Origin of the sequence: Bacillus cereus group sp. BfR-BA-01430, assembly GCF_022663115.1 — a bacterium.
GTDB lineage: Bacteria > Bacillota > Bacilli > Bacillales > Bacillaceae_G > Bacillus_A > Bacillus_A cereus_BD.
The window spans coordinates 22351-44364 of record NZ_JAKUEW010000022.1 but is presented as its reverse complement, the minus strand read 5'-3'; the positions used below and the strand labels follow the sequence as shown (position 1 = coordinate 44364).

Sequence of the window (22014 nt, the reverse complement as noted above, 5' to 3'; positions counted from 1 at the left end):
GCCATTACTTGCCATTGATCCACTTGTTGCTGCTGTCTCTGGTAACGCTGTCGCTTCACTAATTTCTACAAAATCTAAATCCTCTATATCTGAAAATAATTCTTCTACTAACTTGTCTTTTTCATTTCCCATCGGTTTCTCTCTCCCTCTTTTTTCTATTCCTTATGATGAACAACATGAACTTGAACCGCACGTTGAGCAGCCATTACTTGCCATTGATCCACTTGTTGCTGCTGTCTCTGGTAACGCTGTCGCTTCACTAATTTCTACAAAATCTAAATCCTCTATATCTGAAAATAATTCTTCTACTAATTTGTCTTTTTCATTTCCCATCAGTTTCTTTCTCCCATTAATTTATTTTTTTAACTTTTTTTGAATAGCCATACCAAGAGTAATTAAAACAATTGAAACTCCAACTAAAATCATAATTTCTTTTGGATAATCTAACACTGAGTCATTTGTTGACCATACCCCTCTCATCATGGTTAAGCCATAAATAATTGGATTAAAAAGGTAAACCAAATTCTTTAAAAAAGTTGGAAACATCTCTGGTGGGAATGTTAATCCACCTAAGAAAATTTGAAAATAGAATATTAATAATGAAACTGATTGATAGGTTACACTTTTATTTATAAAAGCAGTTAAAAAATACGTAATCGCAAATTGATACATATTAATGATTAAAAACACTATGATTACATTTGGTACATTTTCAAACGGAATCGAAATATTTTTTAACACTGAAGCAAATACAACTAATAATAACGATGCAACCAATTGAAAAATAAAAGTCGCGATGTAAAGACTGGCAGAAACTGTTAAACCCGATATCCCTAACAACTTAAATTTCAATAAATTCCCTTGTTCTTTATAAACAATGAAATTTTGTCCAAATATCACCATAACACCATTAACTATAATAATTGGGATGTATGCTGGTACAAGTAGGTTTGTAAGTGCCATCTGTCCATCAACTGTATAGCCAGATAATAAATTACTAAAAATGAAAAACATAGCTATCGGTAAGGTGAATCCTAAAATTACGCTTTTAACATTTCTTAATAGTAGCTTAATTTGATAGCCTGATAGAACTAATAAATTATCCATTTAAGATCTCCCCATTCTTTACTAACTTGTAACCTAATATTTTTAGAAAAGCATCTTCAAAAGTATGATTTTTGATGGCTATATCATATCCACCTAATTGTTTTACTTTTTTATACATTTCCTCCTCTTTATCTCCTCTGTAATCTAAAGACAAAACATTTCCTTCATTTATAATTTTCCCACCAAACGCTGCATAGAACTCTTCTCTATTATCTGCTCTAAATTCAATCTTTTTAGCTGAGTCAAATTCTTCATTTATAATATTAGAAACTGTTCCAATTTTTTCTATTTTCCCCTTATTTAAAATAACTACCTTATCCGCTAAATATTCAACTTCATCTAGAAAATGGCTAGTTAAAATAACAGTCATTCTCTTCTCTTGATTTAGCTTTTTAACATAGTTCCAAATTTGATGTCTTGACATTGCATCAAGACCTGTTGACAGTTCATCAAATATAACAAGTTCTGGATCTCCTATTAACGTTAAAATGATTGACAATTTTTGCCTTTGCCCACCAGATAAATCTTTAATATACATATTTTTAAAATTTGTAAATTCAAAATCCTGTAATAAACTTTCCAAATCAATAGAGCTTTTTAAAATTTTTTTGTATAACTTACACACTTCATATACTTTAGATTCTTGTTCATAACTTGACGATTGCATTTGATATCCTACTTTTTTGTATAAATCTTTCTTATCAAAACTAAACTCAATCCCCCCATCATAATCGATAATATTCATAATCGAATTGATTAAAGTTGTTTTCCCTGCACCATTATGTCCTAAAATTGCAACAATGCTTCCTTTCTCTACAAAAAAGCTAATATCTTTCAGAACTTGTTTTTTTCCATATTTCTTTGATAAATTTTTTAGTTTAACTACATTCATGTTAGCCCCTCCTCTCAAATTTAAAACACCGTTTTCGCAACTAGTTTCATATCTGGTAGCTTAAAATGAAAGAATCGATTAATTGGTAAAGCTGCATCTACATATAATTTTTGGTGTGTGTTATTTATTAAAAAGATTAGGTTATTTATTAATAGAGAATAAATTGTTAACATATTTGCATAAGATGGGATTACTTGCGAATCACTACTCTTACGTACATTAGTTCCAAGTTGCTCTTTAGAAAATTCAGCTAATGAAAAGATACAAGGCCCTAATGTCATTTCGGTTACCGAATAAGGAAGAATACAATCAAATCTATCTAGCATATCTGGATCAGAGTTTAAAAACTCCTTTTCTACAACCCCAATTATCCTTTTATTTACATTCTCAATAGTATCAACAACATGAAATCCATTATTTTCTAATATTGTGGAGAGTAGATTGTTTTTGTCACCTAAGATATAGATACATGTATTTTCAAGTGACTCCCTATAATTCAATAAATCTTCTATTGGTGTTCCTGTTTGTTCACATAATAAAAATACATTTCTAATATTCAATTCCTTACTTAACACCTTTATATCTTTACTTAATAAAAATTTTTCCGGAACTGATTTAAAAATACTAATCAGAACCTTTCCTTCTTCTGAATCCCAATCTTTTAATTTGTTAATTTCAATTCCTTCATACATCATTTTTTGTAGTCTGGCATCATCTATTGATTCATTAACTTTGATCTTCGTTACACTTTTATTAAAAATATTCTCCATATAAATTGTATTATCTATATTTAATAATTTATTTTCTGCTTTTAATATAAGATTCATCTATCCCACCACCATTACATATAATAAATCATACTCTTTTATATACTTTTTAAATTCTTCTTCATAAAATCCACCAATGCAAGTAGTATTCAAACCTAAGTATTCCGCATATAGTGAAATATTTTGAGCCATATGACCAATTTCTTGATTTAGCAACCGATAAGATAATTCACCATATTTATCTTCTAATAATTGGTAGTCACTTGTAAAAAATATTTTTAATGGGAATTTAGCTAATCGGTTATCAATAACCACCTCATCTAAATAATGCCCTGTATTCAAAGAATATTTTTCCAACATATGCTTATATGGGTTATATCTATATATATCATCTTTAAAATCAGGAAGATTAATTGTTAAAAATAAAGTACATGGATACAATGCTCCTGGCGAAGGATACGCAAAGTAATTATTTTCACTATCTGTAATTCCCACAGAAAATAACAACAATTTTGATAAAATTTCTTTAGTAATATTTACCTCCGAACGAACCCTTCTCGTTCTTCTACGCTTTAAAATTTCTTCAATCTGTACTTTTGATGAATACTTTTGTAATGCAATCCCTTCGTATTTATCCCACTTCTTCGAACCTTTAACCTTTTTTATTTGAACTGATGTATAATTTCTTTTCGAAATTGAATGTTTATGAAAGTACTTCCTCAGCGAAGATCTATCAAAATCTGTATCCCACCAAGTCACTTCTTTACTTAATTTCATATGTCAGTTCCCTCATTTCACTGAGACTCTTTGCAATTTCATACTCTAATTCAGGATGTACTCCCAAACGATTGTTTGACATATGAATATGCGATAAAATCACATGCAACGGAAACCCTTTTAATTTTTTTAATGCTTCTAAATACTCACTATATGCTTTTTGAGGAACATTTAATTTTTTTAAATGATCTACCCTTTTTTTAATTAAATAATCTTTTTTTTCTGAATCATCACTATAGTTTGGTTGTTTATACATTTTCCACATTTCTTTATATGTACTATATATGCTATTTGGAAGATCCAATTCTTTAATCGTCCAGAAAAGTAAATCAGTAGCAACTATTAATCTGTATCCAAAAGACAGTGTATTTAACTTTAATACTAGATTGCTACTCTGAGAAAAAATGTTTTCTGATATCTCCATTCCTTCCCTCCCACCATATCTATCGTATTCTGGTTCATAATTATCTTTTTCTACGATTCCATGCTGTTTCCAAAATACTGAACTTATATTTTCCCCTTTCAGCATTGTTTCATTATAAAAATTATCGTAATCGATTAATTTAATACTCTCTTTTGATATAAAATCTTCAATTGATTTTTGGAATTTCTCCCTAAAAAATTCATGATTGAAAGATTGCTTATTATTCACCCTTAATCTAATATGTGGACCACCTAGCCAATATCTTATAAAAAACCAATTATTTTTATCAGGTATATTCTCCTCAATAAATTTTGGAAACTTCTCACTCATATATTTGTCTAACGCGTTATAATCATGAATATAAGCATGATAGGAAAACCACATGTCCATACACCTCTCTCATTTTATAAATACTTCCTAATCTGAGTTACAGGACTATTACATAAAACACCGATATAATTTATTTCCCATGTATTATCTAGCTCTAATATCTCTTTTAAATATTCATCGTTATGATTTTTCATTGGTCGAAAAGCATAACCTTTTTCTGCACTATGAAGGCAAAATGCTTGCATTAATTCCCCTGCAGAAATAATTGTAGGGATTAAACCATCTTTTTTAATTAATTTCTCATTCGAATAACAAACTACAACTTTTGAATATGTTTGCAAATCAAAGAATTCATGATCATTATAAAGAATTTTACTAAAATCAACGTTAATATTTTGATTACTACCATTATCAAAAGTTATTTTCTCTTTCTCTACTATACAAAAATTGATCTCTGGATTTGTAATGCAGTTTTTAACTCTACCAATTGAGAGCACTGCTTCTCTTGTGTTCAATTTCTCAAATTGTTCAGATATATTAAAATTTCCTACCATCGTATGCGCCGAATTTCTTACCTTGTTATATGAAAATCCAATTTCATCATGCATCGGAATAAAGCTACCTATTTCTTTTAGTTTAAAATGCTCAAGCAGTTTACTCACATATGCAGTTGGCTTTAATTCATTAAATGTTTTCAATGTCGCGATTCTTTTTTGTTTAATATCCACTTCAATTTCCAACTCTCCATTAGGCCTATCCATTTCAACTAAGAAAGAAGCATACGAAGAATCTAGTGGTATATCCAATTGTTTTAATACTTCTGTAACATTAAATGAGTTGTAACAACCATATTTATTTCCTAATAAGTTTAATGTATTTTTTACGTTAAACAACACATGTCCAGCATCCAAAATACTGAGATATAAGGCGAACTCACTATAATACCGTGAAATATTCAATAAATCTGAAAAACCGATTATGTATATCTTGTCCATTGAAAAATTATTTCCTATTATGTGATCATTAACTAAGAACAGTTCATCTTCATATAAATCATAGAATAATACCTTACTATTAACCCAAAATAATAGTTGACAAGAATGCATATTCCTTGTTGAAGGAGAATGATTATGTTCCTGATATCTACTTAAAATATCAAATCGGTTTATCTTCAACGTATTTTTTATAATCTGTTTCAGAATTGTATTCAATTCCGTTTCTTTTTCAAGATTGACTCTTGCCCCTCCAGAAAAATATTGTTTTTTTATAAATGGAGTTAGGTGTGTTAAATGAGTCATATTGTATCTATCTTTTGAGTATCGTTTATAATATTGAAATTCTAATGAATTCACTATTTCACCTACTTTATGGAAATGGATGAGGAATATTGGTTAGTACTTTGAAATCTCCCTCTAATTTATTTATCTTCACTGCTTGTTCTAATCGATCCCTATTGATATTTTGGTATTGCATTCCAAATCCAATATTTTGTAATGTTGGTATATGAATTTTAGTACAACTCAACCCCATATCTCTTAAAAATGCATTGCTTAAATCCGAAATAAAAATTTCTTTGTGATTTTGAGTTATCCTATTTAATAATTCCTCTAATAATTCTCCTTGGGTAATTCTCCTCCCATTATCTGCTTGATAGCTTTGAATACTCAATACGATATCAGTATGTTTCGGAGTATTTAAAGCAAATTCGAGGTGTTTCCTCATCTCCTTGGACGAAAATAAATATAGATGATCTTCTAATTTATTAACATTTAAATAGTTTCTTTTTAAGTTTAAAAGTTCACTCTCTGTATACTTTTTATACATATATGCCTTAAACACTTTAATTGAAGTAGCAGCTTCAATTAATGCTGATTTTATTGCAGCTATTGGATTAATATTAGCTCCAGCAGCTGTATAAAAAGCTAAGTTTTCATCATTATCTCCTTTATATTCAAGTAAAACCCAGTAAGCAGGAATTCTTGATTCTAAAGTAATATCAAATAGATGAACTTTGTAATCAATCATTTCTAAATATGCTAGCATTAGCTGAATATCCGTATCTGGATAACTCTCGATGTTATCTAGTTTAATTGGTGGTGATTTTGTATACCAATGTACAAGAAATGAATCTCTTTCAATAACCTCCATCAAAGATACGATTGCCGCTTCTTCCCACGTACTACCTATCGCTGTTCCATTTGAAGTTTCAGCTATATATCTTTCTTCACTACCATCTTTATAAAATTGTTCATTAGAAAAATAGATAATTTGTTCTGGAATCCATACTTCCCTTTTCTTGTTATAATCAAATGTAGATCTCCATCTAATTTTCTTTTTTGAGGAATATTTACCAAATTCAAATGTTTTTAATTCATAATTTTCTTTTCCGTAATGATTAAATTTTTTCATCGGTAAATATTCCATATTTAATTTCTTCAATTCATCTTCACTCATAATAATTGTCTTTGAATCTTGTGGAGCTACTCCATGAAACCTCTCCAAAGCCTCTAAGATACCTGTATAATAAGATTCATTGTAACTAGAAGCTCTGCCATATGCATCATAACTTCGCCTTCCTAATTTTGCATCAACAGCAATTAATGGCATAGAATCAGCAATTCCTCGATAATGTCCTTTAAATATACCAAATATCGGATGAATTAAACTGGAGTGATATACTAAAATCTTTTTCATAATTTCTTCAAATTTTGTTTTCCTGAAATTTTGATAACTAATTTTACTAGAATCACAACTTAAATGTTCCCTAGTATTTACCAAGGAATAGTCTAAAACACGCCTTTCCTCAAATGTTTTTGTAATTAAGCTGAAAGTATAGTATTTTTCATTATTAACCAGACTTTTTAAAACTTTAATTATTTCATAATCAATAAGCGCCATTTTTTCTTCATCAAAATCTTCAATCTCATAATCAGTATTATCTTGAATACGTTCTTTAATATAATGATTCCAAGAATACAATGTTGCTATAACAATCAACTCTCTAACCTTTTTTATAATAATTTTACTATTCATTGTATTCACCTACATCAATTCTCCTAGCGACAAATCCAAATTTTAAAAGCTCGTACTCATAGGTCCATGCCCATTCTTCATACCTAATATTATTTTCTTTAAAAAGCCTTAAGGCTTTTTCAATGAAATGATTTTCATCTTCATTGAATTGAACGAATTCCTCTTGTAGATCTGTTAACTTAATTTTATGCTCTTTAAAATAATATGGTGTTTTTACATTAGCTTCAGCGTTTAATTTATTGAAAATATAATTAATGACAGTCTTTTCGATTTGCTCTTCTAATCTAATTGTCTTTTGATTGTCACCAAATAGCTGCTGATCTTCAGTACCAATATATATTTTATACGCTCCTGAATATTCGAAACGTTCTATATATAAATTCACATCCGTTAAAAAATATTTATATGCCGATAACACTTTTATATTTCTCAATTGACTACTACTCATTTTAAAAATTGAACTAGGCTCTTCTAAGTGTTCTAAAAGCAGACACGCTTTTTTATAATAATAATCTTTAGCTGTTGTTACCAACCACTGATTTCCAGTGTGTTTTGTTAAATATGATTGCAAAGTGAATGTTATTGTCTCAACGCTATTCTTTTCAAAATTCAATCCAGCAATTGAATATTCTTCATTATCTATAACATCTTTCATTCCATATGTTGAAAAACCAATTTGCTTTAATTCACCTAACTTTGTTAAATGATTCGATATTTGCAAATGAATTCTATTATTTAATAAATACTGTTCAAAATTATCGATTTGATTAATCGGTTCTATATCACTAACAATTAATGGGGTTTGTGACGTACTAATAACTACGATTTCACCTTGTCTTGTCTCATTTTCAATGAATTTTCCATTTTCATTTATATAAAAGGTATCTTTCCCAAAACCAATAATTTGTTTTAGAGTAAAAATGAAAATGTAGAATGCTCCCATGTTTTGTACCAAAGTATTGATTTCATTATCCAATAATTCATAATCTAGATAATCTACTACAGTTCCACAAATACCTGTATTAAATTTTTGAATAAATATATATCGTTGATCACCGCTTAAGATATCTTCCTTTTTATCTGTAATGACGAAATCATTATTTTTAATTTCTTTTTCATTTTCATATATAAATACATTTATATTATTTGATTGAAATACTTGCGCAATATTAGGGAGCTTCATTACAAGTGTTTTAGCAATCGCAATATTAGATTTTTCAACTTTGCTGGCTGCTTCTTGCGAATTATATTGACTAGGCAAATACTGCGATAAAATTGGAAACCACTTTTGATTTTTATTTCGATCAATAGGATCATTTTCATAATAACTAAATAGCATACCGTGGTTTATAAGTAATTTCACTATTTTCAAACCACTTTTTCTATTCTCCAACATAATGTTGGAGAACCATTCCCCATTTATTGTCTGAGTTAGTATCATGGTAAGTAATTTATGCTCTTGATCATCAAGCTCAAACTTTAACGTTTTATAGCTTGTCTTTAAAAGAGTAATATTCTTCCTTCTGTATATCATTACATTCTCTCTATTTAATAATTTTATTTCTTTACTCATTGTATCTCCCTCCCTTTTAAAAAATTTCACCTCTTTACTCACTGAACAACCTCTTTTTTAAAAATTTCAATGTCGTATTCTGTTGCAAATGTAGCATCATCGCTTAAACATTCTTCAATATATAAGTTTTCATATTTAGTACCTGCATGTTTTTTCAATATCTCCTTTTCGAAAACTTTCAGTGAAATAGGGTTTAGTACATCTACAAAAAATGGTTTAAAATCAATAAGCTTAAATTCTTTATCAGATAAATCCCGCTTAGCAACGACAAAAAATTGTTTTTGTAATCCGTGCTTTGTAAAATACAAATTCAACCGTTTATGATATTCCATTGAACTTTCTAATTCTTTTTTATTTAAAAACTCTGCAGCACAACTTAAAGTAACTCTTCTTCTACTTAAAATAATATTATTTGCAAAAATCCTTGGAATTTTCTCTCCTCTAATTAAATCTGGAAATTTAAATGTCATCCTTCCAGAAGAAAATAGTTGTAGTAAGGTTGATATATAACCAGGCATCGCGGTAGGAATTAAAGATCCTCTAAATAAAATTTTCACACGCTTTCCACTATTTCCAGTATGGAATCTTATCGCATCCGTTTCTTTTTCAGCATCAATTGATAAACTTTCTACTTCTAAGTAATCTTTTGCAGCTTTTGAGAATCTTTTTCTTCCTGTTCCAACGGTTGTAACTAAATTATTTAACGTATATTCTTTTATATTTCCATTAAAACCAAAGTTTTCTGTGTACTCACTGTAATCTTGTTTTTTATAATAATCTTCTTCGAATTTTTGATAATTCTCATCACTAATCAAATATTCCTTAAAATAATCCATGAATCTTGCTTTGTATTTTTCTTGTCCATCATAAATTGCATTAATAATTATTTTGTCTCCATTTAGTTGCACGAAGAAGCTCGAAGATAGATCCGCTATATTATATATTTGCTCTGGAATTTTTTTATTATATTTTTCAATTAGTGAAATTATATTAACATCTTCTTTTCCATTACAAATTTCATTTAATTCTTCTATAAATTCCAATTTTAATTCATCTAAAAGTTTGATCCATTTAGAACTTGCGTTAAGATATCGATATACTGGTCTTGACCAATATGGAAGAATTTCTTTAGATGTATCAAATAACAATGTAAAAAAATCATTGTTCATTTTTTTACATTATGTTCCTTCAGTTGTTTTCCAAGCTCTAACTGCATTCTAATATTTACATCAAATAGTAAAGACAATCTTTGAAGACTTTTAAGAACAGGTAAATTCTTTTCTAATCGAGAATAATCTAAATGAAACTCGTCTTTTACCACACCATCTTCATAAAACAATCTACTTGGATCCATATAGATATCCCTAGTTTCAGAGTAACTGTTAAGAAGATCCGCCGTATCCTTATATAATTTGTTTCTATGATGAATATTTATGGAACCTTGTAATTGATTCTTGATATTACTTAAAGATTGTAATATCTGTGAGAGCTCTTTATATTTTTCTGGGGATAAGTATTCATTTCCAACTTCTAGAATTTCCGAAATAAATTCAGTCTCATTTTTTTGAGAAAACCCAACAGTTGGTACTAATAACCCTATTTGTACATATTCTTTTATGAGATCTAACACCTGCTTTTCAGAGATTTTTTCTCCTTGAAAGACGTCTAATAAATCTTTCACACTAATAACACTATTTACACTATGTTTCTTAAAAAATTCAGCTAATCTCCTAGGCATTCTTAATTTCTTCACAATTTCACTTGTCTCAAAAATTTTTTCACTTTTCCTATCATCACTGGTAGCCACAAAGCTAATGTAATTTTTTTGATTTTCTTTCTCAATAGATAAGGGAGGAATTTTGTAAGTTACTTTCTTATAAAAATTATCCTCATTGAGCAAAAATTCAAAAATCACTCGATTTAAAAATGCATAGTTTATTTTTATAAATTTTTCATATTTAAAAACAGATCTATCATCCTCATAATCACTCTCAACTAAGTTAACTCTCCCTACCCTTGTTATTTCGGAGAATGGGCTAGTCTTCATAGCTGCTCTTGAAAGTACCTTATAAAGAGTATAATCGAGTTTTCTTTCTTTATTTTTATGTTCTTCTGGTGACAATGCTAAATACTTATTTAGTGTTTGATAAATTTTGGGTTGAATCATTAATAAGTTATTTTTTATTTCATTACTATTCTTTACTTCTTCATACATTTTTCTTCTGGCATTGTTATAGGTATTCTCATACAACATTTCATATTCAGTTTCATGATTCAGATAATTTATCCATAATTCATAAAATATTGTAAGTTCTCTCACTATATCTTCATTTAGCTTAGAAGTAACCTCAAATAATATTTTTTCAAACTTATTAAATCTTTCATTATATATGGCTCTTTTTATATTTAGTAATTTATTATCTTTAGAGACTTCAATGAGTCTTTCTAATAGGTTAATTAATTTTTCTTTCGATGTATCAAATTGTTCCTTTAACTCTAATATTTTCTTTATTTGTTCTTCAAATTCAATTTTATTACTTATATCTACTGACTTTTTCTCAATTGAATTCGTCCTAATCAAAACAAAAGGATTCAGTGTTTCCATTAGAAATACCTCATTTCTAAAACTTAAATTTCCATAAGGAGATTGCTATAATTTTCTTCTACATGTTTAATTGCACAGTATCCATAAAAATGTTTTTTTAACATTCCTTGTTCAAAAAATGGCAATGTAATATAGAATAGATTAATAATATTTCGATAAATTATCATCTCATCTGACATCATTAGTGCTTCCAAATCTCCTTTTTCAAGTAACAAATTGTGAAATGGATTGTCCATCTTTGAAATATGCTTTTTAAACATTTGATATTGAATGTTTAAATCAAGGTTTTTGTCATCAATAAATTTTTCTTTTTTGAAATCAGCCCTCATATCATCACTAATAGTTTTCCATACTTCTTTCCATTCACGTAAAGCTGATTTAGTTTCTGGAGTGTAATTTATAATTTCTTCTTTAAACAATTTGTTATATAAATCATCAAATCGTTCTTTAACATTTTCATCATGTCCTTCAAGTTTTAATCTTGAGAAAAAGCCCATAACATGAGATAGATAAGAAATGTATCCCTGAGTAATATTTCCGTTAAATAAAGTAGCAATATATAGAAACATTTCCGTAAATAATTTTGTACGTTCCTTCTCATTCATATCACTAATCTCTTTTAATAATTTATTATTAACAGGCTGGATCAAAAATCTAAATCTATTAAATAATTGTCTGTGATATTCAGAGTTATAAACACCACTTTTTCCCTCTCCTATTTCCACTACTCCATCATCTTGCATCTCAATATTTTCAGCTGTTCTTAACTCAAGATCAATTAATCTCTTTTGTTCTTTTTCATATTTTCTCTTTATCGTTTCGATAACAACTGGATCTACACTATTTTCATTTTTATAATGTTCAACATATTGTTTTACTTGATCAGCAAGTCTTTCCTCTGATTCCTTTTCTCTTAATGTAATTAAAATGCTCGGCCCTTTTAACCAATCTGTATCTAAAAAATAATTGCCTGATACTTCTTTCTCTAATACATTTTCGACTAAACCTAACATTAATGGGGTTTTACTATTTTGATAATCATATACTCTTACTGGCACAATTAAACACTCCTATTTTTATATTTTGAATTTAAATACTAATATTTTTTATTTCCCACTCGTTACCTTTCTTAGTTCTCCCTGTTTGTTTCCTCTAAATTCCCTAAGTTGTTCTTCAAATTTTTTTGTGTTTTCCTTTGTGACTACAGTATATCTCTAATGCTTCTTATTTTTTTATTTTTATCTCTATTCAATTGATTTCCATCAAAATCGTTTTTTCATAATATAAAAAAGACGATTTTGATATCAAAATCGTCTTTACCCATTTAAAATAGTCTTCATTATAAGATATGAAACAAGAAAAAAGCAACACTTTTAAGACTTCTGTTCCACCTTATGTTCTTCCCCTTTCCAATCCTAATTCTCCATTTACTTTTTTGCACTTTTCTTCTGAAAAAGTGTCCTTCATAAAACACGAGAATAGCTAAGCTACATAGTAAAATCATTGGCACACTTGCCTTATATAAATCTATGAAACTCTTCGCCATTTTCTTTTCTGCGTAATGCCTCACATCATTTGAAAATGGAAGGATTTCTTTTCTATTTCTTCTCTTCCTACTTCTCTATATTCTACTGGAACTTTATTTAATACTTCACTGACTTCACTTAAAATTAGTTTTTCTTTTTGCTCTTTTCTCAAATTTAGAACTTCTACATTTCTTTTTCAGACGATTTGTTTTTAATCCGATGCTGAAACGACAGAGTCGCGAGAAATACAGTTACTCCCCACAAGAACATTCCTCCGTAAGTGACTACATACACCCAAATGGCTAATCCTTCGGTGTATCCTTTTGGAAGCACTCCTAAAAATTGAAGAGCTGTTAAGAAGCTAACTAGAACTGTTAATCCCCCAACTGACCATCCTGATATGATTAATAACCATTTCGGTAGCTTCTCTCCCCAGGAAGTCACGAGCGCTAAAGCAAATAAAGATGCAAGTATTGCTAAGACAGCTGTGAAGTCTATTCCGATAGTATATAAAAAGGAAGATTCTTCCTTTAATGTATTACCAAACTCTGCTACACTTTGTATAGCTTGTTTTGTTGTAAGACCTACCGTTACTCCCCATGCCCAAAGCGATTTTAAAATTGCATACGGCAATAGCGCAAGAGCTGCAACATAGCCCCATCCTTTAGTCAAATAAGGTTTATCAGCTATTTCTGACCTCATACGTTTCTCATGTTTTAAGTTCAAAAGATATTCTCCCTTCTTATTTTCTTTTATTCCTATTCACCTCAAACATCGGTGTGCAAAATAATCAAAATATACATTTATTTTTTCCTTACTCTACAAGTAAGATCACATTCCCTCGGCCTACTCTTCCTCTTTAAATATATAGTATATTATGATAAAAATAGAAAATAATAACAAATAAAGTTATAAAAAGAATAGGGGCTTTGTAAAATGAAACGAAAAATAATTTTCTTACTTACTCTTCTTTGTATAGTATTTCCTATACAAGTAAGTGCCTTTACATTTCAAGAACTTCCTGTTGCCTCAAAGTCTAAACAATGGTATATCGAAATTGATAAATCTTACAACTCAAACAAACAAGCGATACAACCGAAGCAAGGTGTCTATGATACATATAGTTTATTCGTTAAAAATATCGGTAAAGATGTATCAAATGTATCTATAGAAATATTTGGTAATGATCCATCAGCTAAAACTACATTTAAACCTACCGCATCACATACAAATGTCTCAAAAAGTCATACAAGTTTTGATTATATGGTCTTCCCACTATATTTTACTAGCCATACATTTAAAGTTGTCATGACTTGGGAAGAAAAAGAATTTACTTACAACGGGCATCCAGAAAGTAAAAGTAAAAAGATGCAACAAACATTTATATTTACTGAAGAATAACAATCTTTTCAAACGAAAAAGGTGTTTTCTGTGGAGAAAACACCTTTTTCGTTTATTACATTTTTAAATTACTTTTCAATGTCCAATATTTTTCTTGCTTATCTTTCATTGAAAACTCTACCCATCCATTTGGATCTTCACGATGAACTGTTACTTTTAATCCATTCGCTAATGTTCCCATTTCATTTTGTGTAATATTTGGGATACTCTTAATTTTCAAATCGTATGGATATGGCACTTGATAATACTTTCCAGATGCCTGAACAGTAATTTCTTTGTTTCCTAAATCTTTATATGGAATTTCATTTCCTAACGCTTCAACATCTAATGTATGTGGGTTTTTCGGTAATCTGTTGGCATTTTTATAATCATTTCGATCAAACGGCTTAATACGCTCCATTAAACCAGCAATTTTTCCAGCCCATTCTGGATCGGATGCATATTTCACATTCATACCAACTAATGTTGGACCATTATTATAGATTGCACCTTCCTCTAAATAACGCTCTCTCACATAGTTAGCATTATACGAAATACTATCACGATATGTTGGTAAATATTTTGCATGATAGAATGGATCGCGATCATATGCACGTAGTCCAAATAAATTATGTTTACGATACGCAATTTCAGATCTTCCATATCCAGATTCTAAAATTGCATGTGCCGCTAAGTAAAGAGCATTTACACCATGTTCATTTTGCGCTGCAATAAAGTCTTGCCCATGGCCAATTAACGGGCTATCAGAACGCGATTTCTTAAGAAAATTATCAATTTCTTCTGCTGTTACATTAGAAGCTAATGTTAAATCTAAATTTAAATACGATTGTTCCGCATTGAATAAAAATTGTGCGTATTCCTCACGTGTTACAGTTTTTGATGGATAAAATGCACCCGTTCCATCTCCCTCTGCCAGTCCGTTAGACTGCAACGCACTAATTGCATCTTTCGCCCAAGAATTTGGATCCACATCATGAAATGTATGATTTGCCTTTACTTTTAAATGATAAGCTCTTTGTAAAATCATTGCCATTTCAGCGCGAGTTAATGAATCCTTTGGTCTAAAGTTTTTGTTCTCATCCCCTGTAAAGATTCCCATCTCCGTTAAAGCTAAAATTTCATTTGGAAACATTGTTGTACTTGCACTTACATCATGATATGGATTTTTATATTCTGTTTTCGCTTCTGGTTTCAATGTACGATAAATAAGTGCAGCCACTTGTTCACGCGTTACACTGTCTCCCACTCCAAATTTACCGTTGTCATAACCTGCAATTATGTTTCGATTTGCTAAATCATTGATTGCCTCATATGCCCAATGGCTCTTTGGTACATCTGGAAATCCTTTTTCTGCCGCAAATGAGGTTGTTGGAACCATTATAACTTGTAGTGCAGCTGTCATTGCTAGAACATTAGAAATTACTTTTTTCATCTTACTTTTAACACGTTATGTACTTACTCGTCCCGTGTTAACTAGCCTCCTTTTTTCATAAAATACTAGCATTTCATCTATCAAACTAATTCACACTTTCCTCTTCTTACAAGAGGGAGATAAAAAATACCCTGTGCTACGAGATAAATTAGCTAACGATAAAAGTATACGTTATTAAAAACAACTAATCTAGCCCTATATTTTTAAAATTAACATAAAACGATATATCTCTCTATTTTAATGAGAAATTATATTTTAAAAGAAGAATAGTTTATCTGAATGCTAAACTTTAAAATCAAATCGTTATTTGACTAATTGGTACTTGAGCACGTCATACATTTTCCATTTGTAATCCCCTCTTTTTTCACTGCTTGCAAACCTAAAAAATTTTAATTTTCCGAATTTAAATAAACAACTTGATTCCTCGAAAAATTTAAATTATTATAAAACAAATGTTACCAACAACTTCATAACTGAAACACTCTCGCCTAAAACGTGAGATAGAGGTTGCAGCACTTATGATTATTCTAAAGGAGACACAGAGATGTCAATGAGTTTAGAAGAAAGGAAGTGTTGCCGAAATCGATAAATTTCTCTGCATTTATCGATTGGGGCTGTTTTCGAATAGAAACAGAACTGTCATATATACAGACGTGTATATATGAAGAGCTATCTACAAAAAAGAAATATCATGTTTATAATGATATTCCTTTTTTGGCGATTTTTTTATTAGCTCCGTTTTCTGTTTCCCTTTTCCTGTAACAGCACCATCCTCATCTATTTGAGATGGTGTTTTTTCTTTTCTGTCCGGTAACTACAGGAATATTGGGGATTTTCACATTACTCTCCTACATTACATTTCCTGATTTATTGTCAAAAATAAGCTGAAAGAAGGAATGAACTATGGAAACAATTGTGCAAAAATTCGGCGGTACTTCGGTCGGAACTATTCAGCGCATTCAACATGTCGCTCATTTAATTATCGAGGAATACGAGAAAGGACATAACGTCGTCACTGTCGTCTCAGCAATGGGCAAAAGTACTGACGAACTCGTTGCACTTGCTACTTCTATTACAGAAAATCCAAGTAAGCGCGAATTAGACATGCTGCTGACAACTGGTGAACAAGTAACAATTTCTCTCTTAACAATGGCATTGCAAACAAAAGGATATCAAGCTATTTCACTAACAGGTTGGCAAGCTGGTATTACAACTGAACCTGTGCACGGAAAGGCCCGCATTACTGATATCCGCACAGAGCGAATTCAATCTTATTTACAAGAAGGGACAATTGTTATCGTAGCTGGTTTCCAAGGATTAAGTGAAGAAAAAGAAATTACAACCTTAGGTCGAGGTGGTTCTGATACAACTGCTGTTGCATTAGCAGCTGCTCTTAAAGCAAAAAAATGTGATATTTATACGGACGTAACTGGTGTTTACACAACTGATCCACGCGTTGTAAATAGTGCATATAAATTAGATGAAATCTCTTATGATGAAATGTTAGAACTTGCCAACTTAGGGGCTAGTGTCCTACATCCGCGTGCTGTTGAATTTGCGAAAAACCATAATGTCGTATTAGAAGTTCGTTCCAGTATGGAACAAGAAAACGGAACAATTGTAAGGGGAGAATGTAACATGGAACAACAATCAATCGTAAAAGGTATTGCATTTGAAGATAATATTACACGCGTTACAATGAAAGGATTAGAACATGGCTCATTATCAACGATTTTCTCTACATTAGCAGAGGCCCATATTAATGTTGATATTATTATTCAAAGTATTACAAATGAAGGAACTGTGCATCTATCCTTCTCTATTCACTCAAGTGACTTAAGAGAAACATTAGAAGTATTAGAACAAAATCAAGAAACACTTCACTATGAATCTGTAGAATATGAAAATCATCTTGCGAAAGTATCCATTGTAGGCTCTGGCATGGTGTCTAATCCAGGCGTCGCTGCCCATATGTTCTCTACATTAAAAAAAGAAAACATTCATATTAAAATGGTTAGCACCTCTGAAATGAAAATATCTGTTGTTATTGATCGTCTACATTTAGTAGATGGTGTAGAAGCAATTCACCAAGCATTTATGGCAAAAGTGGAACCATTGGTACAAATGAATAAATAGACTTGCTACATAACAGCAAAGAATGTTTCTTTGTTGTTATTTTTTCTCTAGCTCATTATGATTTTGTTACACTATGACACGTGAAATATTTTCCATATCATTTGAAAAGGCAAGAAAACTATGGAAAGGTAGAAAAGATTCATATTACACTTCCAAATCCATAACCTTTCTATAAAGTAGCAATTCTATAGAAAGAAAACAACATGAACATAATAAAAAACAATTTCCTCTTCTATATAGTGGAAATTGTTTTTTATTATTTGCAAATTAACTTCCAAAAAAGATACCTACAAGAGCGTAAATAATAACTGTGGAAAATAAAATCGTCATATGGAAAAGCGAGAAAATAAACAATGATTTTGCCCATTTCTCTGAATCCATTTTTTTATACCCATAAATACTTAAAGCCAACCATAAAATGCTTAACAGAAGCGATACTAGCATAAGGCCAATACTTAATGATCCTAAAAGAATACTTATGATAATTAAAATAACTAAATACACATTTGTTTGTATATATGTTCTTTTAATCCCCTTCACTACTGGAAGCATCGGAACGTTCGCAGCCTCATACTCTTTATGTTTACGAATCGCTATTGCATAGAAATGAGGCATTTGCCAAATAATCATAATAATAAAAAGACCAATAATAGCTGGATGTGTTACATCCGGATATATAGCAGCCCAACCGATAAGCGGCGGCATTGCCCCTGAAACACTTCCGATTTCTGTGTTGTAAATGGTTCTTCTTTTGCTCCACATTGTATATGGTACAACATATAAAAATAAACCTAAAAACCCTAGTATTGCTGCTAAATATGTCGTTAACGCAAGAAATACTAAACCAGAAATCGTCATCAATATTCCAAGCCACAGTACTGTCTTCGAACTTATATCCCCCGTCACAGTCGGCCTATTTTTTGTTCTCTCCATAATAGAGTCAATATCACGATCGTATAAATTATTAAATGCCCCCGCTGCTCCTATTATTAAAATAGAACCTATAAAAGCAAATAAAATCTCTGGTATTTTTTCAAACGGACTTATTTTATATTTATATAAAGCGAGTGTCAATCCAGCAAACATTGGAACTAAATTCGATTTAATAATTCCAGTTTTAATAGTTTGAGCCAAAATTTCCGATCGTTGTCTTTTGGCGTTTGTTACTTCTTTTTTCCTTCCCATAATATCTTTTCTCCCTTCTATTAGATTATCTTACTACAATAGAAAAAATTATTCCTACTTTTTAATCCACTATTTTAGGGCAGTGAAATTTCCATCTAAAAAAAGAAGATGAGAAATCACTGCCCGTTCATATGTGATAAAGAGTATGAAGCTTCTCGGTCACTTTATTTTTTCTTCTATGTATCGTTCGCAAATTATATACCAATTTGAGTTAATATACTACCCGGTATATTAATACCTTATGATATAATTGTCAAGAGAGGGGGGATATGATGAGCCGCCAAAGATTAACTCAAGAACAACGAAAACAGGAAACACGAAAGTTACTTTTAGAATCCGCTTTTGAAACATTTGCCAAATTAGGCTTCCACGGAGCCTCTGTTGATAAAATTGCGGAACATGCTGGATTTAGTAAAGGAGCCGTTTATGCTCATTTTCATACGAAAGAAGAACTATTTCTAGCAATTGTAGATAGACAAATGCACATATATGTACAAGATATTTGTAACATGATAGAAAAAGAGCAATCATTAGCAAGCTTTATCGAGACGATGGATCAATATTCCCATTCTATTAGACAGAAAACAAAAACATGGAATATGCTTACTATGGAATTTCTTCTATATGCCATGCGTGAAGAATCGGTGCGAGATAAATGGGCGAATATGATTGATGATGCGGTAGAACAAATTTCTAAGTCTATTGAAAACTTTATACAAAACGCAGACTATCAAGCTACTTTATCAGCGAAAGAAATAGCGTGGACTATACTGTCATTAGAAAACGGTATCTCTATATTTTATAACATAAGCCAACAGCATATGCCGATGAACCTCTATAAAAAGGCTCTACAAAACATGTTGCTATCCTTCGATGAGAGCTATATTAGAAAAACCCTCTAAATAGAACACAATTCTACTTAGAGGGTTTTCTGTTTTTTAAAACAAATGAATGTTTTCCTTCTTACAAGCTTCACGCATTTCATCAGGCCATACAGAAGATTGAACTTCACCGATATGTGCTTTACGTAAGAAGTACATGCACATTCTTGATTGGCCAATACCACCACCAATTGTTAATGGTAGTACATCTTCTAAAATTCCTTTATGGAAATCGTAATCGCGTTTGAAGTCTTCTCCAGCTTTCGTTAGCTGTTCGTCAAGTGATTGACTATCAACACGAATTCCCATTGAAGATAATTCAAATGAAGATTGAAGTACTGGATGCCAGAATAAAATATCACCGTTTAACTTCCAGTCATCGTAGTCAGCTGCACGTCCATCATGTTTTTCACCAGAGCGAAGTACATCACCAATTCCAACAATAAAGACCGCACCATATTCTTTCGCAATTGCATGTTCACGCTCTTTCGGTGTTAACTCTGGATATTTATCTTCTAATTCTTGCGAAGTAATAAATACAATATCTTCCGGTAAATATTTACCGAGGAATGGATACTTTTCAAATAAATGATCTTCTAAATCTTTAAATATTCCATAAATTGTCCGTACTGTCTTTTGTAAGTATTCCACTGTACGCCATTCTTTTTGAACAATTTTTTCCCAATCCCATTGGTCAACATAAATAGAATGTGTTGCATCAAGCTCTTCATCACGACGAATTGCGTTCATGTTTGTATATAAACCTTCACCAGCTTCATAGCCATATTCATGCAGTGCAAATCGTTTCCACTTCGCTAGTGAATGAACAATTTCTAATTCTTCTCCTGAATGTAACATATCAAATTCAATTGGGCGTTCTACACCGTTTAAGTGATCATTTAAACCTGATTTTTTCGTTACGAATAATGGAGCAGATACACGGAATAGTCCAAGTCGTTTTGCTAATTGATCTTCAAAAAATGTTTTAACTTCCTTAATTGCGATTTGTGTCTCTCTTACTGTCATTAATGATTGATACATGCCTATTTCCTCCTAAAATGTTTGGATGTAGTGGAAAGAAGCCAACAAAAAAAGCCCTTCTTCCCCAAAAACTGGGACGAAAGGCTTTGGTTCCGCGGTACCACCCAAATTAGCAACAGAGGTTGCTCACTTATACAGTACGGAGATTAAAAAATCTCGATACTGCTCTTCTTGTAACGGCGAAGTTTCCGGCTAAGCCTACTTTCCATGATTGGATTTCAGTTAGCGACTCCAGGAGGTTCTTCATAATAGGCTTCGTATCAGGCTTACACCATCCCTGACTCGCTTTGACTACATCCTACTACTACTCGTCCTTTCATAGTCTTTTTGTTGTCACATCTCTGAAACATTTTATTAATGATTATTTTATATAAAAAATAGAGAAAGTCAACAAAAAGTTTTAAAATATTTTTCAATTCTTTATTTTACAGCTTTATTGATTGTTGTTAATATAACATCTTTACTTCTTTTGCCTCGTCAACCCAAAAAACGTTTCACTAACTGAAACTAACATATATACAGCAATTAATATAATCGTTCGAAATATAGAATCCGCAGTATTTCTTATTATTTTCATTTTCTTTGTAATTCCTTTCAGTTTACTTGCAAATTCATGATATACTATAACATTCAAGCAGTTTTTTACTTAAAACAAACATAGTCATTGTTCAAAAGTATTTTCTAAATGATTGACTAGTATCAAATAAGGTTTTTATATAACGGAGTGATGATATGAGTAAAACGAAAGCAAAGCCGAAAAAAGGTGTAGGACAAGGTACAGGAAGCAAAGGATGGAACCGTTGGCAATCAAGTGCAAGGAAAAAGAAAGCTGCAAAACCATATAAAAGTAAAGACACTAACAAATAGATTTTGTTTTATTACTTTACTTTGTTCAAAACAACAT

23 protein-coding genes, 1 riboswitch and 1 other annotated feature are annotated in these 22014 nt (G+C 30.7%); of the genes, 4 read left to right on the top strand and 19 right to left on the bottom strand.

Going from position 1 to position 22014, the window contains the following annotated elements:
- The 15 genes from MR058_RS23760 to MR058_RS21420 form a co-directional block, all read right to left on the bottom strand.
- A partial coding sequence (locus MR058_RS23760; RefSeq protein WP_396021461.1) for a thiopeptide-type bacteriocin occupies positions 1 to 132 on the bottom strand: 132 nt, incomplete at its 3' end.
- Between the two features lie 30 nt (positions 133 to 162).
- Entirely contained in the window at positions 163 to 333 is a 171-nt protein-coding gene (locus tag MR058_RS21480; RefSeq protein ID WP_210351329.1) for a thiazolylpeptide-type bacteriocin, read from the bottom strand.
- Between the two features lie 21 nt (positions 334 to 354).
- Entirely contained in the window at positions 355 to 1107 is a 753-nt protein-coding gene (locus tag MR058_RS21475) for an ABC transporter permease (protein ID WP_242145763.1), read from the bottom strand.
- On the bottom strand, positions 1100 to 1999 hold the full coding sequence (locus MR058_RS21470) for an ABC transporter ATP-binding protein (protein WP_242145762.1): 900 nt from the start codon (positions 1997 to 1999) through the stop codon (positions 1100 to 1102). Before MR058_RS21470 ends, MR058_RS21475 begins: the two co-directional genes overlap by 8 nt.
- Positions 2000 to 2019: 20 nt before the next feature.
- On the bottom strand, positions 2020 to 2826 hold the full coding sequence (locus tag MR058_RS21465; RefSeq protein ID WP_242145761.1) for a hypothetical protein: 807 nt from the start codon (positions 2824 to 2826) through the stop codon (positions 2020 to 2022).
- Positions 2827 to 3543: a SagB family peptide dehydrogenase gene (locus MR058_RS21460; RefSeq protein ID WP_242145760.1), complete on the bottom strand. Its 717-nt coding sequence runs from the start codon at positions 3541 to 3543 to the stop codon at positions 2827 to 2829.
- Positions 3530 to 4357 (bottom strand): thiopeptide-type bacteriocin biosynthesis protein, encoded by an 828-nt coding sequence (locus tag MR058_RS21455; protein ID WP_242145759.1) that lies wholly within the window; start codon positions 4355 to 4357, stop codon positions 3530 to 3532. The genes MR058_RS21460 and MR058_RS21455 overlap by 14 nt, the downstream gene beginning before the upstream one ends.
- Positions 4358 to 4371: 14 nt before the next feature.
- Positions 4372 to 5649 carry a hypothetical protein gene (locus tag MR058_RS21450; RefSeq protein ID WP_242145758.1) on the bottom strand — a complete coding sequence of 426 codons (1278 nt, stop codon included), beginning with the start codon at positions 5647 to 5649 and terminating at the stop codon, positions 4372 to 4374.
- Positions 5650 to 5662: 13 nt separating this feature from the next.
- A complete protein-coding gene (locus MR058_RS21445; protein ID WP_242145766.1) occupies positions 5663 to 7330 on the bottom strand; it encodes a YcaO-like family protein in 1668 nt (555 codons plus the stop codon).
- Entirely contained in the window at positions 7323 to 8903 is a 1581-nt protein-coding gene (locus MR058_RS21440; RefSeq protein WP_242145757.1) for a hypothetical protein, read from the bottom strand. Before MR058_RS21440 ends, MR058_RS21445 begins: the two co-directional genes overlap by 8 nt.
- Positions 8904 to 8941: 38 nt before the next feature.
- Positions 8942 to 10051, bottom strand: coding sequence for a hypothetical protein (locus MR058_RS21435; RefSeq protein ID WP_242145756.1), 1110 nt, complete (start codon positions 10049 to 10051; stop codon positions 8942 to 8944).
- A 17-nt stretch (positions 10052 to 10068) separates the two neighbouring features.
- Entirely contained in the window at positions 10069 to 11508 is a 1440-nt protein-coding gene (locus MR058_RS21430) for a hypothetical protein (RefSeq protein ID WP_242145755.1), read from the bottom strand.
- Between the two features lie 23 nt (positions 11509 to 11531).
- A complete protein-coding gene (locus tag MR058_RS21425) occupies positions 11532 to 12566 on the bottom strand; it encodes a hypothetical protein (RefSeq protein WP_242145754.1) in 1035 nt (344 codons plus the stop codon).
- 508 nt (positions 12567 to 13074) lie between these two features.
- Positions 13075 to 13206 carry a hypothetical protein gene (locus tag MR058_RS23365; RefSeq protein ID WP_277926664.1) on the bottom strand — a complete coding sequence of 44 codons (132 nt, stop codon included), beginning with the start codon at positions 13204 to 13206 and terminating at the stop codon, positions 13075 to 13077.
- An 11-nt stretch (positions 13207 to 13217) separates the two neighbouring features.
- Positions 13218 to 13760, bottom strand: coding sequence for a hypothetical protein (locus MR058_RS21420; RefSeq protein ID WP_242145753.1), 543 nt, complete (start codon positions 13758 to 13760; stop codon positions 13218 to 13220).
- A 210-nt stretch (positions 13761 to 13970) separates the two neighbouring features.
- Here MR058_RS21420 and MR058_RS21415 point away from each other — a divergent pair, with 210 nt between their 5' ends.
- Positions 13971 to 14435, top strand: a complete 465-nt coding sequence (locus tag MR058_RS21415) for a hypothetical protein (protein ID WP_242145752.1) — start codon at positions 13971 to 13973, stop codon at positions 14433 to 14435.
- Between the two features lie 55 nt (positions 14436 to 14490).
- Here MR058_RS21415 and MR058_RS21410 read toward each other — a convergent pair whose 3' ends face one another.
- Positions 14491 to 15867 (bottom strand): S-layer homology domain-containing protein, encoded by a 1377-nt coding sequence (locus MR058_RS21410; RefSeq protein WP_242145751.1) that lies wholly within the window; start codon positions 15865 to 15867, stop codon positions 14491 to 14493.
- 493 nt (positions 15868 to 16360) lie between these two features.
- Positions 16361 to 16547: riboswitch (Lysine riboswitch) on the top strand.
- Positions 16548 to 16770: 223 nt separating this feature from the next.
- Between MR058_RS21410 and MR058_RS21405 the strand changes: the two genes are divergently transcribed.
- Positions 16771 to 18003, top strand: a complete 1233-nt coding sequence (locus MR058_RS21405) for an aspartate kinase (RefSeq protein WP_242145750.1) — start codon at positions 16771 to 16773, stop codon at positions 18001 to 18003.
- A gap of 267 nt (positions 18004 to 18270) precedes the next feature.
- On the opposite strand, the gene cyoE is transcribed toward MR058_RS21405, so the two are convergent.
- A complete protein-coding gene (gene cyoE / locus MR058_RS21400; RefSeq protein WP_242145749.1) occupies positions 18271 to 19188 on the bottom strand; it encodes a heme o synthase in 918 nt (305 codons plus the stop codon).
- Between the two features lie 272 nt (positions 19189 to 19460).
- Here cyoE and MR058_RS21395 point away from each other — a divergent pair, with 272 nt between their 5' ends.
- Complete coding sequence (locus MR058_RS21395; RefSeq protein ID WP_242145748.1) at positions 19461 to 20090, top strand: TetR/AcrR family transcriptional regulator; 630 nt, start codon at positions 19461 to 19463, stop codon at positions 20088 to 20090.
- 36 nt (positions 20091 to 20126) lie between these two features.
- Here MR058_RS21395 and asnA read toward each other — a convergent pair whose 3' ends face one another.
- Together asnA and MR058_RS21385 are read right to left on the bottom strand one after the other, a co-directional pair.
- Positions 20127 to 21110: an aspartate--ammonia ligase gene (gene asnA / locus MR058_RS21390; RefSeq protein ID WP_242145747.1), complete on the bottom strand. Its 984-nt coding sequence runs from the start codon at positions 21108 to 21110 to the stop codon at positions 20127 to 20129.
- Between the two features lie 69 nt (positions 21111 to 21179).
- Positions 21180 to 21439, bottom strand: a binding site (T-box leader).
- Positions 21440 to 21570: 131 nt separating this feature from the next.
- Positions 21571 to 21744, bottom strand: coding sequence for a hypothetical protein (locus MR058_RS21385; RefSeq protein WP_242145746.1), 174 nt, complete (start codon positions 21742 to 21744; stop codon positions 21571 to 21573).
- Between the two features lie 98 nt (positions 21745 to 21842).
- Between MR058_RS21385 and MR058_RS21380 the strand changes: the two genes are divergently transcribed.
- On the top strand, positions 21843 to 21977 hold the full coding sequence (locus tag MR058_RS21380) for a DUF3934 domain-containing protein (protein WP_242145745.1): 135 nt from the start codon (positions 21843 to 21845) through the stop codon (positions 21975 to 21977).
- Positions 21978 to 22014 lie beyond the last annotated feature (37 nt).

Coding starts and splice junctions, on each gene's coding strand:
- MR058_RS21480 (WP_210351329.1), bottom strand. CDS start 333: ATGGGAAATGAAAAAGACAAATTAGTAGAAGAATTATTTTCAGATATA.
- MR058_RS21475 (WP_242145763.1), bottom strand. CDS start 1,107: ATGGATAATTTATTAGTTCTATCAGGCTATCAAATTAAGCTACTATTA.
- MR058_RS21470 (WP_242145762.1), bottom strand. CDS start 1,999: ATGAATGTAGTTAAACTAAAAAATTTATCAAAGAAATATGGAAAAAAA.
- MR058_RS21465 (WP_242145761.1), bottom strand. CDS start 2,826: ATGAATCTTATATTAAAAGCAGAAAATAAATTATTAAATATAGATAAT.
- MR058_RS21460 (WP_242145760.1), bottom strand. CDS start 3,543: ATGAAATTAAGTAAAGAAGTGACTTGGTGGGATACAGATTTTGATAGA.
- MR058_RS21455 (WP_242145759.1), bottom strand. CDS start 4,357: ATGGACATGTGGTTTTCCTATCATGCTTATATTCATGATTATAACGCG.
- MR058_RS21445 (WP_242145766.1), bottom strand. CDS start 7,330: ATGAATAGTAAAATTATTATAAAAAAGGTTAGAGAGTTGATTGTTATA.
- MR058_RS21440 (WP_242145757.1), bottom strand. CDS start 8,903: ATGAGTAAAGAAATAAAATTATTAAATAGAGAGAATGTAATGATATAC.
- MR058_RS21430 (WP_242145755.1), bottom strand. CDS start 11,508: ATGGAAACACTGAATCCTTTTGTTTTGATTAGGACGAATTCAATTGAG.
- MR058_RS21415 (WP_242145752.1), top strand. CDS start 13,971: ATGAAACGAAAAATAATTTTCTTACTTACTCTTCTTTGTATAGTATTT.
- MR058_RS21410 (WP_242145751.1), bottom strand. CDS start 15,867: ATGAAAAAAGTAATTTCTAATGTTCTAGCAATGACAGCTGCACTACAA.
- MR058_RS21405 (WP_242145750.1), top strand. CDS start 16,771: ATGGAAACAATTGTGCAAAAATTCGGCGGTACTTCGGTCGGAACTATT.
- cyoE (WP_242145749.1), bottom strand. CDS start 19,188: ATGGGAAGGAAAAAAGAAGTAACAAACGCCAAAAGACAACGATCGGAA.
- MR058_RS21395 (WP_242145748.1), top strand. CDS start 19,461: ATGAGCCGCCAAAGATTAACTCAAGAACAACGAAAACAGGAAACACGA.
- asnA (WP_242145747.1), bottom strand. CDS start 21,110: ATGTATCAATCATTAATGACAGTAAGAGAGACACAAATCGCAATTAAG.
- MR058_RS21380 (WP_242145745.1), top strand. CDS start 21,843: ATGAGTAAAACGAAAGCAAAGCCGAAAAAAGGTGTAGGACAAGGTACA.